At 63.8% G+C, this 15,486-nt stretch carries 8 protein-coding genes; 5 read left to right on the plus strand and 3 right to left on the minus strand.

The features are described from left to right. The first annotated feature begins 674 nt into the window (after positions 1 to 674). Together gltB and DOM57_RS04660 are read left to right on the plus strand one after the other, a co-directional pair. Positions 675 to 5,126 (plus strand): glutamate synthase large subunit, encoded by a 4,452-nt coding sequence (gene gltB / locus DOM57_RS04655; protein WP_110648058.1) that lies wholly within the window; start codon positions 675 to 677, stop codon positions 5,124 to 5,126. Between the two features lie 11 nt (positions 5,127 to 5,137). Further along, entirely contained in the window at positions 5,138 to 6,568 is a 1,431-nt protein-coding gene (locus DOM57_RS04660; RefSeq protein WP_110648059.1) for an FAD-dependent oxidoreductase, read from the plus strand. 58 nt (positions 6,569 to 6,626) lie between these two features. Here DOM57_RS04660 and DOM57_RS04665 read toward each other — a convergent pair whose 3' ends face one another. Continuing rightward, positions 6,627 to 7,823 (minus strand): NAD(P)/FAD-dependent oxidoreductase, encoded by a 1,197-nt coding sequence (locus DOM57_RS04665; RefSeq protein ID WP_110648060.1) that lies wholly within the window; start codon positions 7,821 to 7,823, stop codon positions 6,627 to 6,629. Positions 7,824 to 8,112: 289 nt separating this feature from the next. On the opposite strand from DOM57_RS04665, the gene DOM57_RS04670 reads away from it, so the two are divergent. The 3 genes from DOM57_RS04670 (at position 8,113) to eno (ending at position 12,091) form a co-directional block, all read left to right on the plus strand. Next, complete coding sequence (locus tag DOM57_RS04670; RefSeq protein ID WP_110648061.1) at positions 8,113 to 8,820, plus strand: gamma-glutamylcyclotransferase; 708 nt, start codon at positions 8,113 to 8,115, stop codon at positions 8,818 to 8,820. Positions 8,821 to 8,960: 140 nt separating this feature from the next. After that, positions 8,961 to 10,619 carry a CTP synthase gene (locus DOM57_RS04675; RefSeq protein ID WP_110648062.1) on the plus strand — a complete coding sequence of 553 codons (1,659 nt, stop codon included), beginning with the start codon at positions 8,961 to 8,963 and terminating at the stop codon, positions 10,617 to 10,619. Positions 10,620 to 10,798: 179 nt separating this feature from the next. Next, positions 10,799 to 12,091, plus strand: a complete 1,293-nt coding sequence (gene eno, locus DOM57_RS04680; protein WP_110648063.1) for a phosphopyruvate hydratase — start codon at positions 10,799 to 10,801, stop codon at positions 12,089 to 12,091. A gap of 83 nt (positions 12,092 to 12,174) precedes the next feature. Here the strand turns inward: eno and fdxA are convergent, their stop codons facing one another. Together fdxA and mutS are read right to left on the minus strand one after the other, a co-directional pair. Continuing rightward, on the minus strand, positions 12,175 to 12,498 hold the full coding sequence (gene fdxA, locus DOM57_RS04685; protein ID WP_110648064.1) for a ferredoxin FdxA: 324 nt from the start codon (positions 12,496 to 12,498) through the stop codon (positions 12,175 to 12,177). Between the two features lie 225 nt (positions 12,499 to 12,723). Further along, entirely contained in the window at positions 12,724 to 15,306 is a 2,583-nt protein-coding gene (gene mutS / locus DOM57_RS04690; protein WP_110648065.1) for a DNA mismatch repair protein MutS, read from the minus strand. Positions 15,307 to 15,486 lie beyond the last annotated feature (180 nt).

Here is a 15,486-nt window from a genome sequence, read left to right on the forward strand (position 1 = left end):
CGGCCTGCGGCCGTTCAAATTCGCTCCCGGCGAATTTGTGCGCGGTGCNNTCCGTGCGCCTTGCGACGGAGTGCCGCCCACTTCATCCTGCTCGATGATTTATTCAGTATTTTCCTCTCTGTCGTCACACTGCCGTCGCCCTCGGCGGCTACGGCACCATGTTCTCTCGAGATGAATTCGCTGTTGCCTGCGCCATAGCGGTGCGGGCGGTGACGCTGTGCTCGTTCAGTGCCCGATGCGCTGATGCCAGCCTAAAAGGCAGTGCCGCTGCGACGCCATCAGCGATATAATCGGCATGTTCCATGCTCGATCGGTATGGGGTTGAGCCACTTAGGCCGCCAATGAGCCACACGTGACGCACTGAATTAGACTTTTGTCTAATGCATCTCGCTAAATCATTGAGATCGCTGCCTATTTTGAATTATTTGGCGCTAAGTGCGCGTTTTTCAATGGGATTGTGCGCCGAAGGCGGACGTCGAGATTGCGCTGGGGCGGTAGAGTGGCTATTCTGTCCGGCCTTTTGGCGGTCGATCGCGACAGAAATGTCGGCGTCGAGAGACGCAAAAATGCGCCAGTAACTCTTGGTTATAAGAATAAGAAACCCTCCATTATCTCTTGGCATCTGACCGAAATCAAGTTACCTGGTTTTTGATACAGCTTTGTGAGGCACGCCCATGATGAGAGGTCTTCACCAGCCCGGCGAATTCCGCGACAACTGCGGTTTCGGCCTGATTGCGCATATGGAGGGGCAGGCCAGTCACGATCTGCTCAAGACGGCGATCGAATCGCTGACGTGCATGACGCACCGCGGCGGGATCGCGGCCGACGGCAAGACCGGCGATGGCTGCGGCCTGCTGCTGAAGATGCCGACCGGCTTCATGCGCGACATTGCCCGCACATCGCTGGATGTCGACCTGGGCGAGCGCTTTGCCGTCGGGGTGGTGTTCTTTCCCGACGACGATGCCCGGGAGAACCAGGCCCGGGAGATCCTCGAGGGCGAGCTCGCCGAACGTGGCCTGAGCGTCAAGGGCTGGCGCGACGTGCCCACCGATCCCAGCGTCTGTGGGCCTATGGCGCTCGAATGCCTGCCGCGAATCCGTCAGGTCTTCGTCGAGGGCGACGCGGCACAGTCCGATGCCAGCTTCAACGTCGAGCTGTTCATGGCGCGTCGTCTGGCCGAGCAGAAGCTGCGCGGCGAAGAAGACTTCTATGTCTGTTCGCTGTCGTCCAAGGTGGTCTCCTACAAGGGGCTGATGATGCCCGTGGATTTGCCCACCTTCTACAAGGATCTGGGTGACGAGCGTCTCGAAACCTCGATCTGCGTTTTCCACCAGCGCTTCTCGACCAATACCGCGCCGCGCTGGCCGCTGGCGCAGCCGTTCCGCTTCATGGCCCACAACGGCGAAATCAACACCATCGAGGCCAACCGCAGCTGGGCCAATGCGCGCAAGGCCAACTTCGTCAACGAGCTGCTGCCGGATATCGAAGGCCTCGACGAGATCGTCAATACCACCGGGTCCGACTCGTCGAGCATGGACAACATGCTCGAGGTGCTGCTGACCGGCGGCATGGATCTCTTTAACGCGGTGCGCATGATGGTGCCGCCGGCGTGGCAGAACGTCGAAACCATGGATGGCGATCTGCGCGCCTTCTATGAATACAACTCCATGCACATGGAAGCCTGGGACGGCCCCGCTGGCATCGTCATGACCGACGGCCGTCACGCCGTGTGCATGCTCGACCGCAACGGCCTGCGCCCGGCGCGCTGGGTGATCACCGACAACGGCTACATCACGCTCTCCTCGGAAATCGGGGTGTGGAATTACCAGCCCGAGTCCGTGGTCGCCAAGGGGCGTGTCGGTCCGGGGCAGATTCTCGCCGTGGATACCGAGACCGGCGAGGTGCTGCATACCGACGATATCGACCAGCGCCTCAAGTCGGCCTATCCGTATCGTCGCTGGCTCAAGGAGCACGCCCACTATCTCGAGTCCGCGCTGACCGAGCTGGCGCGCTTCCAGCCGATGGAAACCGAAGAACTCAACGTCTACCAGAAGATGTTCTCGGTCACCGTCGAGGAGCGCGACCAGTTGCTGCGGCCGCTGGCCGAGAGCGGCCAGGAAGCGGTTGGCTCGATGGGCGACGATACGCCGATGGCGGTGCTGTCGCGGCAGAATCGTCTGCTCACCGATTTCTTCCGCCAGAAATTCGCCCAGGTCACCAATCCGCCGATCGATCCGCTGCGCGAGTCGATCGTGATGTCGCTGGAGACCTGTTGCGGGGCGGAGCTGAACGTCTTCGAGGCGACCCCCGAACATGCCCATCGCTTGATCCTGACCACGCCGATCCTGTCGCCGCGCAAGTTCACCGCGCTGATTACCCAGGACGATCCGGCGTTTGCCTCGGTCAGACTGCCGCTGCAATACGACCCGCAGACCACCTCGTTGCGTCAGGCGTTGCTCGAGCTATGCCAACGGGCCGAGCAGGCGGCGCGTGACGGCAAGGTGATTCTGGTGCTGTCGGATGCCGATCTGGCCCGGGACAAGCTGCCGATCCAGGCGCTGCTCGCCACGGGCGCGGTACATCACCACCTGGCCAGGCTTGCGCTGCGCCCGCGGGTCAACCTGGTGGTCGAGACCGGCTACGCCCGTGACGCGCATCAGATGGCGGTGTTCTTCGGCGTCGGGGCTACCGCGATCTACCCGTACCTGGCCTACCAGGTGATGGCCGACATGCATCGTACCGGCGAGTTGATCGGCAATCCGGCGGACGCCCGCGAAAACTACCGCAAGGGCATGCAGAAAGGGCTGTACAAGATTCTCTCGAAGATGGGGATCTCGCAGATTTCCTCCTATCGCGGCTCGCAGCTGTTCGAAGCGGTCGGGTTGGGTTCCGAGGTCATGCAGATGTGCTTCGAGGGCATGATGTCGCGCATCGAGGGCACCGGCTTCAGCGAGCTGCAGATGCAGCAGGAGTTGGCGGCCCGCGATGCCTGGATTCCGCGCAAGGGCATTCGCCAGGGCGGCCTGGTCAAGTTCGTTTACGGTCACGAATACCACGCCTACAACCCGGACGTGGTGATGAAACTGCAGCAGGCGGTGCAGCAGGGCGACTACGGCAAGTGGAAGGCGTTCGCGAGGTTGGTCAACGAGCGCCCGGTGGCGACCATTCGCGACCTGCTCGAGTTGAAGCCGGCGCCCGAGCCGCTGCCGCTGGACGAGGTCGAGCCGGTCGAAAACCTGCTGCCTCGCTTCGACAGTGCCGGCATGTCGCTGGGGGCGCTGTCGCCGGAAGCCCATGAAGCCCTGGCGCAGGCGATGAACGAAACCGGCGGTCGCTCCAACTCCGGCGAGGGCGGCGAGGATCCGGCGCGCTACGGCACCATCCGCTCCTCCAAGATCAAGCAGATCGCCTCCGGGCGCTTCGGTGTCACCCCGGCCTATCTGGTCAATGCCGAAGTGCTGCAGATCAAGGTCGCCCAGGGCGCCAAGCCCGGCGAGGGCGGCCAGTTGCCGGGTGGTAAGGTCAACGAGACGATCGCGCGGCTGCGCTACGCGGTGCCGGGCGTGACGCTGATCTCGCCGCCGCCGCACCACGACATCTATTCGATCGAGGATCTGGCGCAGCTGATCTTCGATCTCAAGCAGGTCAATCCGACCGCCCAGGTCTCGGTCAAGCTGGTCTCGGAGCCGGGCATCGGTACCATCGCCACCGGCGTGGCCAAGGCCTATGCCGATCTGATCACCGTCTCCGGCTACGACGGCGGCACCGCGGCGAGCCCGATCACCTCGATCCGCCATGCCGGCAGCCCATGGGAACTGGGGCTGCCCGAGGTGCATCAGGCGCTGCGCATCAACGGCCTGCGCGACAAGATCCGGCTACAGACCGACGGCGGCCTGAAGACCGGGCTCGACGTGGTCAAGGCGGCGATCCTCGGTGCCGAGAGTTTCGGTTTCGGCACCGCGCCGATGGTCGCGCTGGGCTGCAAGTATCTCAAGATCTGCCACCTCAACAACTGCGCCACCGGTGTCGCCACCCAGCACCAGGAGCTGCGCGACGAGCATTTCCGCGGCACGGTCGACATGGTCAAGCACTACTTCCGCTTCATCGCCGAGGAAGTGCGCGAGCTGATGGCGCTGCTCGGCGTGCGCAAGCTGACCGAGCTGATCGGGCGCACCGATCTGCTCGAGTTGCTCGAGGGCGAGACGGCGGCACAACGCAAGCTCGACCTGACCCCGCTGCTGGCCAATGATTTCGTGCCCGCGGACGCGCCGCAGTTCTGCCAGGTCAGCCGCAACGTGCCGCATGACCCAGGCGCCAAGAACCAGGAGGTGTTCGAGGCCTTGTTGCCGGCGATCGAGGCCAGGTCCGGCGGCGAGTTCTCGTTCAAGATCACCAACTGCGACCGTTCGGTGGCGGCGCGGGTCTCCGGCGAGATCGCCAAGCGCTACGGCGAGGCGGGGCTCGAAGAGGCGCCGATCACCGTGCGTTTCACCGGCGTGGCCGGGCAGAGCTTCGGCGTGTGGAACGCGCGTGGGCTCAACCTCTATCTGGAAGGCGATGCCAACGACTACGTCGGCAAGGGCATGAACGGCGGCAAGGTGGTGATCACGCCGCCCAGGACCAGCCGTTTCAAGAGCCACGAGACGGCGATCATCGGCAACACCTGCCTCTACGGCGCCACCGGCGGCAAGCTGTTCGCCGCGGGCATGGCGGGCGAACGCTTCGGCGTGCGCAATTCCGGTACCCATGCGGTGATCGAAGGCGCCGGCGACCACTGCTGCGAGTACATGACCGGCGGCCTGGTGTGCGTGCTGGGCAAGACCGGGATCAACTTCGGCGCGGGCATGACCGGTGGTTTCGCCTATGTACTCGACGAGGATCGCGGCTTCGTCGATCGCTACAACCACGAGTTGGTGGAGATTCATCGCATCAACACCGAGTCGATGGAAGCTTATCGGCGTCACCTGCGCGAGGTCATCACCGAATACGTGGAAGAGACGGACTCGCCGCGTGGTCGGGCGATTCTCGAGGACTTCTCCGACTTCATTCGCCATTTCTGGCTGGTGAAGCCCAAGGCGGCAAGCCTCAACGGTTTGCTGGCCCAGTCCACGCGCCAGCCCGAGTGAGGAGACAATTCATGGCAAACCGTTTGAGCAACGATTTCCAGTTCATCGACGTCGGCCGCCGCGATCCTCGGAAGAAGGACGCGCGCAGCCGCGCGAAGGAATTCGCCGAGATCTACGAACCGTTCAAGCCCGCCGAGGCGGCCAGCCAGGCGCATCGCTGCCTGCACTGCGGCAATCCGTACTGCGAGTGGAAGTGTCCGGTTCACAACTACATCCCCAACTGGCTGAAACTGGTCAGCGAGGGCAACATCCTCGAAGCGGCGGAGATGTCGCATCGCACCAATTCACTGCCGGAAGTGTGCGGGCGCGTGTGCCCGCAGGACCGTCTGTGCGAGGGCGATTGCACCCTGAACGACGGCTTCGGTGCGGTGACCATCGGCTCGGTGGAGAAATACATCACCGACACCGCCTTTGCCATGGGCTGGCGTCCGGACATGTCCAAGGTGACCATGACCGACAAGCGCGTCGCCATCGTCGGCGCCGGACCGGCCGGACTCGGCTGCGCCGACATTCTGATTCGCAACGGGGTCAAGCCGGTGGTGTTCGACCGCTATCCGGAAATCGGCGGCCTGCTGACCTTCGGCATTCCCGAGTTCAAGCTCGAGAAGCACGTGATGGAGCGCCGGCGCGCGGTTTTCGAGGAGATGGGCGTCGAGTTCCGTCTCAATACCGAGATCGGCCGCGATATCACTTTCCAGCAGCTGCATGACGAGTACGATGCGGTGTTCCTCGGCATGGGCACCTACAAGTACATGGTCGGCGGCTTCCCCGGCGAGGAGATGGACGGGGTCTACAAGGCTCTCGACTTCCTGATCGCCAATGCCAACCATCATCTCGGCTTCGAGAAGGATCCCGCCGATTACGTGTCGATGGCCGGCAAGCGCGTGGTGGTGCTGGGTGGCGGCGATACCGCCATGGACTGCAACCGCACTTCGATCCGTCAGGGCGCGGCCAGCGTGACCTGCGCCTACCGCCGCGACGAGGAGAACATGCCCGGCTCCAAGCGCGAAGTCGCCAACGCCCGCGAGGAGGGCGTCGAGTTCCTGTTCAACCGCCAGCCGGTGGCGATCGTCGGCGAGGGCAAGGTCGAGGGCGTCAAGCTGGTGCGCACGCGCATGGGCGAACCGGACGAGAAGGGCCGGCGCAGCGCCGAGGTGGTACCGGGCTCCGAAGAGATCCTGGCCTGCGACGCGGTGGTCATCGCCTTCGGCTTCCAGCCCAGCGAGATCGAGTGGTTCGACACTCACCAGATCGAGGTCGACGAGCGCGGCCGCGTGCTGGCACCGGAAATCCCGGCGCAGATGGAGCGTTTCGCCTACCAGACCAGCAACGAGAAGGTGTTCGCCGGCGGCGACATGGTGCGCGGCTCCGACCTGGTCGTCACCGCGGTCTACGAAGGGCGCCAGGCGGCGGAGGGCATTCTGGATTATCTGGCAGTCTAAGACTCTCTTCGTCTCGACCGGTGGAAGGCGCCAACGGCAACGCTGGCGCTTTTCGCGGTCACGCCTTCGCGATCCGCCCGATCAGCGTGCCGGGGCCTTGAGGCGACGTATCGGCCAGGACGGCGCGGGCGTCGTCCAGTCTGTCGGGATCGAGATTCAGCAGCAGTACGCCCTTAACCCGTTGGTCTTGCAGATAGTAGTAGACGCCTTTGCCCTGCTCCGGATCCACGTCCTCGACCATCTCGAGCGAGCTATCGAGCTTGCCGACGGCCTTCCAGGCGATATCGAAGACGTTGGAATAGAAGTACGGCGTATGGTCGTAGGTCTCCCGGCTGCCGGCCATGATACGACCGACAGTGGTTCCCATCTGGGTGGCGTTGTCGACGTGCTCGGCGTGCCAGCGGCCGAGAATGTGGTCGGGATAGCTGACGATGTCGCCGGCGGCGAAGATGGCGTCGTCGGAGGTCTGGAGGTGTTCATCGACCACCACCATGCCATCCTCGACCTTCAATCCAGCCTGCTCGGTCAGTTCGACACGGGGTTTGACTCCTAGTCCGAACACCACGGCATCGGCTTCCAGGCTGTCGCCGTCATCGAGTTCGAGTCGGACCCTGCCGTTTTCTTCGTGGCCTCCGGTCACCTTGCGTCCACTCAGCAGCTTGACGCCATGGTCGATGTAAGCCTGCTGAAAACGGCTGGCGAACGCCGGCGGGAACATCTTGCCAGCCAGCACTTCCCCCGGATGGATCAGCGTCACCCGGCAGCCGTTCTGGATCAGCGCGGCGGCCAACTCGGTGCCGATGTAACTGCCGCCGACCACGGCGATATGCAGGCCGCGGCCCGAGAGTTCGCGCAGGCGGTCGTAATCCATGACGGTGCGGTAATAGAGCACGCGTTCGCTCGCGGGCAGGTCCAGTCTCGTCGGTTCGCCGCCGGTGGCGAGCAGCAACCGGCCGTAGCCGAACGGCTCGCCACTTTCGGTGGTGACCGTTTTCCGTACGCGATCGATGGCAGTGACCCGTGTATCGGTATGCAGGGTGGTGCCGTCGTCCTGTTCCGGTTGCATCCAGATCTTGTCATAGCTGAATTCGGGATCGGTCCAGAGTTTTTTCGTCAGCGCCGGGCGGGTCACCGGCCCGTTGGGTTCGGCGCCCAGAATGCCGATGGTGCCCTCGCTGTCCTTTTCCCGAATGCCTTGCACGGCATTGGCGGCGACCATGCCGCCGCCGACGATCAGATAGTCGTAGCGCTGCATAACCACTCCTTGTTGTGCGATAAGCGTCATGTTCCGCGCCAAGCGCTTGGAGCCGCCAAACATCCGTGGCTCTCGCCTGACCTCACGAAAAAACCGGCTCCGTTGCGGTTGCGTGAATAGCGTTAACAGGCCCTGATGTCAGCGTAGTCCAGGGCCGGCCGTTTTCGCGAGCGCGGACGCGGTCCGTCTCGGCGCCTCGGATCGCCGAGCCGGACAAGACTTCGCTTTGCCCGGGCAGCGCGTTAGGCTGTTCCGAGCGTATCCATGGACCATTCCCCAGAGAGCCCAAATGAGTGACTCGCAGAGCTGCGATCTACAACCAGGTGAACAGTCGATAGCCATGACGCGGGAAGTGCTGGAGCAGGACCTGCTGCGACGCCACTTCGAAGTCACCTATCCCGATGTCGCGCTGAAGAGCCATCAGGAGCTGCGCCACTCCATCCGGCAGATGCTGGCCTCGGCGCCGCCCGGGGCGCGGCATGTCGACGGTGTCTATCTGTTCGCCTACGGCTCGCTGATCTGGAACCCCTGCGTCGAGGTAGCCGAGCGCCACACCTGCCGACTCTACGGCTATCATCGCGACTTCTGTCTCAAGCTCGAGCACGGGCGCGGTACGCCGCAGACACCGGGCCTGATGCTGGCGCTGGCGCCCGGCGGCTCCTGTCACGGCGTGGCGCTGCGCGTGCCGGCCCGGCACCTGGAACGCGAGTTGACCCTGGTCTGGCGACGGGAAATGCTTACCGGCGCCTACCGCCCGCGCTGGGTGAAGCTGCAAAGCGACATCGGCCCGCTCTGGAGTATCGCCTTCGTCATCAACCCGCAGCACGATCGTTACATCGGGCGCCAGTCGGACGAGACCGTCATTCAGCTGCTGCGTACCGGGCGAGGCGTACTCGGCTCGTGTCGGGAGTATCTCGACAACACCGTCAACGACCTGCATATGTTGGGAATCCGCGACCGCCGGCTGGAGGCACTGCAGCGCGCGGTCCACAACTGATCACGCCGGTGGCCACCTCACCGGCAATGCAAATTGAGCCGGCCGGTCGAATCTGCTAATCTGGCGCCCCATCCTGGCCTGACTTTCTCCCCCGGGTCTTTTTCTCACGAGCTTTACGACCACGATTCGACAGGTTTTCCATGACACGATATATCTTCGTGACCGGCGGCGTTGTGTCCTCACTGGGCAAGGGCATCGCGTCGGCCTCGCTGGCGGCCATTCTCGAGGCTCGCGGCCTCAAGGTGACCATTCTCAAGCTGGATCCGTACATCAACGTCGATCCGGGGACCATGAGTCCGTTCCAGCATGGCGAGGTGTTCGTCACCGAGGATGGCGCGGAGACCGATCTCGACCTGGGGCACTACGAGCGCTTCATTCGCACCAAGATGACCCAGGCCAACAACTTCACCACCGGACGGGTCTACGAGCATGTGCTGCGCAAGGAGCGTCGTGGCGACTATCTCGGCGGCACCGTGCAGGTGATCCCGCATATCACCGACGAGATCAAGCATCGCGTGATCAAGGGGGGAGAGGGTTACGACGTGGCGCTGGTGGAGATCGGCGGCACCGTCGGCGACATCGAGTCGCTGCCGTTTCTGGAATCGATCCGCCAGTTGCGCAGCGAAGTCGGCGCCAGCCGGGCACTGTTCATGCACCTGACGCTGGTGCCCTACATCAAGACCGCCGGCGAGACCAAGACCAAGCCGACCCAGCACAGCGTCAAGGAGCTGCGCTCGATCGGTATCCAGCCGGACATCCTGATCTGCCGCAGCGAAGTCGAGCTCGAAGAGAGCGAACGGCGCAAGATCGCGCTGTTCACCAACGTCGAGGAGCGCGCCGTCATCCCGCTGCAGGATGCCGACACCATCTACCGCATCCCGCTGATGCTGCACGAGCACGGGCTCGACGACATCGTCTGCGACAAGCTGCGACTCGACGCCCAGCCGGCCGATCTGGGCGAGTGGGTCCATGTGCTCGACGCCAAGCTCAACCCGCTCAAGACGATCAATATCGCCATGGTCGGCAAGTACATGGAGCTGCTCGATGCCTACAAGTCGCTCAATGAAGCGTTGATCCATGCCGGCATCCAGACCCGGGTCAAGGTCAATGTCGAGTACATCGATTCCGAATTGATCGAGCGCCACGGCACCGACCGTCTCGCCGGTAAGGACGCGATCCTGGTGCCGGGCGGTTTCGGCGAGCGTGGCGTCGAGGGCAAGATCCAGACGGCCAGATTCGCCCGCGAGAACGCGATCCCCTATCTCGGCATCTGCCTCGGCATGCAGGTGGCGGTGATCGAATTCGCGCGCCACGTGGCCGGCTGGGAAGACGCTAACTCGACCGAGTTCACCCGCGATACCCAGCATCCGGTCGTCGGCCTGATCACCGAATGGATCAACGCCGAAGGCCAGATCGAACTGCGCGACGAAGCTTCCGACCTCGGCGGCACGATGCGTCTCGGCGGCCAGGAGTGTCTGCTCAAGCCGGGTTCCAAGGCGCACCAGGTCTATGGCCTGGAGACGATCACCGAGCGTCACCGCCACCGCTTCGAGGTCAACGACCAGTTCGTCGAGCAGTTGGAAGCGGCAGGGCTGATCGTTTCCGGCAAGAGCGGCGATCAATCGCTGGTCGAGATGATCGAACTGCCCGACCATCCGTGGTTCCTGGCCTGTCAGTTCCATCCCGAGTTCACCTCGACGCCCCGCGACGGGCACCCGCTGTTCACCGGCTTCGTCAACGCCGCGCTGGAACACAAGGCGCAACGCCAGCGCCAGCAGGGCATGGCGCACCAGGAGTGATCAGCAGCGGGGGATGAAGCGATTCATCCCCCGCTTGCGTTGGGGCAGTGGACCCGGGCGACCGCGATTGATTAAGCTCGGAAGTGGTTACCAGAATTCCCGCGCCCGGCACCAGCACGCCACGTACCGGGCGTTTCACGTTCAACTCGTTGAAAGTTCAACCGACAGGACGACGTAACATGGCTGAGATCGTTGATATTCGCGCCCTCGAAGTGCTCGATTCCCGCGGCAATCCGACCGTTCAGGCGCAGGTGACGCTGAGCGGCGGCACCGTCGGCAGTGCCTGCGCTCCCAGCGGTGCCTCCACCGGCTCGCGCGAAGCGCTGGAACTTCGCGACGGCGACAAGTCCCGTTATCTGGGCAAGGGCGTGCTGAAGGCGGTCGAAGCCGTCAACGGCAAGATCCGCGAACGCCTGCTGGGCATGGATGCCAGCGATCAGCGCGCACTCGACGAAGCCATGCTGGCGCTGGACGGCAGCGACAACAAGGCCAACCTCGGGGCCAATGCCATTCTCGCGGTGTCGCTGGCCGCGGCCAAGGCCGCCGCAGCCGAGAAGAGCGTGCCGCTCTACGCGCATATCGCCGAACTCTACGGCCAGCCGGACAAGTACCTGATGCCGGTGCCGATGATGAACATCCTCAACGGTGGCGAGCACGCCGACAATAACGTCGACATCCAGGAGTTCATGATTCAGCCGGTGGGCGCGCCGAACTTCCGCGAGGCGCTGCGCATGGGCGCCGAGGTCTTCCACGCATTGAAGAAGGTATTGACCGGCAAGGGGCTTTCCACCTCGGTCGGCGACGAGGGCGGTTTCGCGCCCAATCTATCTTCCAACGCCGAGGCGCTGGCGGTGATCAAGCAGGCGGTCAGCGATGCCGGCTACACCCTTGGCAAGGACGTGACGCTGGCGCTCGACTGTGCCTCCAGCGAGTTCTACTCCGACGGCACCTATGACCTCGCAGGCGAGGGCAAGCAGTACGATGCCGCCGGTTTCGCCGACTATCTCGCCGAACTGTGCGACCAGTATCCGATCGTCTCCATCGAAGATGGCATGGACGAGTCCGACTGGGATGGCTGGAAGGCGCTGACCGAGAAGCTGGGCGACAAGATCCAGCTTGTGGGCGATGACCTGTTCGTCACCAACACCAAGATCCTGAAGCGCGGCATCGACGAGGGCATCGGCAACTCGATCCTGATCAAGTTCAACCAGATCGGCTCGCTCTCGGAGACGCTGGATGCGATCAAGATGGCCCAGGACGCCGGCTTCACCGCCGTGATCTCCCATCGCAGCGGCGAGACCGAGGACACCACCATCGCCGATCTGGCCGTGGGTACCGCCGCCGGCCAGATCAAGACCGGTTCCTTGTGCCGCTCCGATCGCGTGGCCAAGTACAACCGCCTGCTGGTGATCGAGCAGGAGTTGGGTGGCAAGGCCGCCTACCCGGGGCTGAAAGCGATTAAAGGACAGTAATTCCTGCTTGATTGACTAATTGATGAAACGAAGAAGGCCGNNCGGCCTTCTTCGTTTGGTTCTCGCGTCCGACCGTGCCGGGATCAGCGTTCCAGCAGCTCGATCTTGTTAGGCTTGCCGTCCCACTCCTTGGCGTCTTCCGGCGGGTCTTTCTGCTCGGTGATGTTGGGCCAGACCTCGGCGAGTTCGGCGTTGAGCTCGATGAACTGCTGTTGACCGTCGGGCAATTCGTCTTCCGAGAAGATCGCCTCGGCAGGGCACTCCGGCTCGCACAACGCGCAGTCGATACACTCGTCCGGGTGAATGACGAGAAAGTTGGGCCCCTCGTAGAAGCAGTCCACCGGGCAGACTTCGACGCAGTCGGTGTATTTGCACTTGATGCAGTTCTCGGTGACGACGAACGTCATGGGTGATCTCTCCTGGTTGACGGCCCGGTCGCTGGCCCCTTGGTCACGGTCTCGGCGGGATATGATGACTTTTTGAAATCACCGCTTTCACGGCGCCGCCCGAGGATATCTGAATGGCGCCATATTCTAGGCGGGTGGCGTTGGCCCCGGCAAGCGGGGGCTGGGAATGTCTGGGAATGGTGTTATAGCTCACCGGTTGTTGTCATGGCCTGTGTATGGCGGGTTTCAGTACTGCTCGCGCCATTGGTAGAGCAGTTCCAGCGCCGCACGCGGCGTCAGCGAGTCGACATCCAGCGACTCCAGCGCTTCCAGCACCGGGTGCGGCGTGGCGGCGAACAGGTCCGCCTGCTGCGGTTGCGCCGTCGGCGTCGAGGAGGTTGACGCGACGGGCGTGGCCGGTGGCTGTTCCAGGCTCGCCAGCTTGTCGCGGGCGCGGGCGATGACGCTCTGGGGGACGCCGGCGAGCTGGGCGACCTGTAGGCCGTAGCTTTGACTCGCCGGCCCCTCTTCGACCCGGTGCATGAAGACGATGCCGTCCTTGTGCTCGGCGGCGGTGAGGTGAACGTTGGCCACCGTCTCCTGCTGCTCGGCCAGCGCGGTCATCTCGAAATAGTGGGTGGCGAACAGTGTGAAGGCGCGCTGTGCCGCGAGATGCTCGGCGCTGGCCCAGGCCAGCGACAGGCCATCGAAGGTACTGGTGCCACGGCCGATCTCGTCCATCAGCACCAGGCTTTCGGCGGTGGCGTTGTGCAGGATGCTGGCGGTTTCGGTCATCTCCACCATGAAGGTGGAGCGACCGCCGGCCAGGTCGTCGCTGGAGCCGATGCGGGTGAAGATACGGTCCAGCGGGCCGATTTCGGCGCGGTCGGCGGGAACGAAACAGCCAGTGTGGGCGAGCAGCGCGATCAGTGCCGCCTGACGCATGTAGGTCGATTTACCGCCCATGTTGGGGCCGGTGATCACCAGCATGCGGCGATTGTCGTCGAGCACCAGATCATTGGGCACGAAGGGATGCTGGCTGACCTGCTCGACCACCGGATGGCGGCCGCCGAGGATGTTGAATCCCGGCGTTTCCGTCAGGCGCGGGCGCACGAAGTCGAGACTCTGGGCGCGTTCGGCAAAGGCGCACAGTACGTCCAGCGCCGACAGCGAATGGCCGGTGGCCTGCAGCGCGTCGAGATCGGCATTGAGCGTGTCGATCAGGCTCTCGTAGAGCAGCTTTTCGCGCGCCAGCGCGCGGGACTTGGCCGATAGCGCCTTGTCCTCGAACTCCTTGAGCTCGGGGATGATGAAGCGCTCGGCGTTCTTCAGCGTCTGGCGGCGGATGTAGTCCGCCGGCACCTCGCGCGCCTGGGCGCGGGGAATCTCGATGTAGTAGCCGTGAACGCGGTTGTAGCCGACCTTGAGCCCGGCCAGTCCGGTGCGTTCGCGCTCGCGTATTTCCAGCTGTACCAGGTAGTCGCCGGCGTGCTCGGCCAGGCCGCGATACTCGTCGAGTTCGGCATCGAAGCCCTCGCGAATCACGCCGCCATCACGGATCACCACCGGCGGGTTGTCGATCAGTGCTTGGCTCAGGGTCTCGGCAAGCGCCGGATAGGGGCGGATATGGCGCGCTAGGTCGTCGAGCGCACTTTCGCCTTCGATGCGCTCGAGGTCGCCCTGTAGCGTCGGCAGCACGTTGAGCGCGTCGCGCAGGCGCGCGAGGTCCCGCGGCCGGGCGCTACGCAGCGCGACGCGGGCGAGAATGCGCTCGACATCGCCGACCGCGTTGAGAGAGTCGCGAATCACCACATGTTCATCGTTGTCGAGCAGCAACTGCACCGCCGCCTGGCGGGCACCGATCTGAATCCGGTCGCGCAGCGGCCGGTTGAGCCAGCGCTTGAGCAGCCGCGAGCCCATCGGTGTGACGGTGGTGTCGAGCACGCTGGCGAGTGTATTGTCGCCGCTGCCGCCGAGGTTTATGTCGATCTCCAGGTTGCGCCGGCTGGCGGCATCGATCACCACCGCTTCGTCGCGACTCTCTACGCCCAGCGCGGTGACGTGGGGCAGGCGCGAGCGCTGGGTGTCGCGGGCATAGTCGACCAGCACGCCGGCGGCGATCAGCGCCGTTTTCAAATGGGTGCAGCCGAAGCCGCGCAGGTCGGCGACGTTGAACTGGTCGCACAGCAGCCGGTTGGCCGTTTCCCCATCGAAGTGCCAGTCGTTCTGGCGCCGTAGCCCGGTCCGTTCGGCCAGCGATGGCGGTAGCTCGAGACTCTCGGCGGCCAGCAGTTCGGCTGGCTGGAGGCGATGAATCTCGGCCAGCATGTCGGCCTCGCCCTCGACTTCGAGCACGTTGAAGCGACCGCTGGAGAGTTCCAGCCAGGCGATGCCCCAGCAGTCGCCCGTTCGATGCACAGCGACCAGCAGGTTGTCGCGGTTGGCGTCCAGCAGCGCTTCGTCATGCAGCGTACCGGGGGTGACGATCCGTACTACCTTGCGCTCGACCGGCCCCTTGGCGGCGTTGGGGTCGCCGATCTGTTCGCAGATCGCCACCGACTCGCCGGATCTGACCAGCCGTGCGAGATACGACTCAACGCTGTGGTAGGGCACGCCGGCCATGGGAATCGGGTTGCCGGCGGATTGGCCGCGGGCGGTCAGCGTGATATCGAGTAGCTGCGAGGCGCGTTTGGCGTCGTCATAGAACAGCTCGTAAAAATCACCCATGCGGTAGAAGAGCAGCACATCGGGATGCTCGCGCTTGATCTTCAGGTATTGCGCCATCATCGGCGTATGCTGGGTCGTCTTGCTGGAGGCCGCGTCCTGCATGGTGTTTCGCTAAACTCCGTCGATTCTGGGGCAACGATTCTAGGGCAAGGGGAGCATCGACTCGTCGTTCGCCGACGCATTGCTGAGCAAGGTTATCACGCAGCGTCGGGCGTCGACATGCGCCGCGGTCGATAGTCAGCGCTAGCTCGGTTCATGCGCCGAGGTCTAGGGATTTCAACC

Source organism: Salinicola peritrichatus (genome assembly GCF_003206715.1).
Lineage (GTDB): Bacteria > Pseudomonadota > Gammaproteobacteria > Pseudomonadales > Halomonadaceae > Salinicola > Salinicola peritrichatus.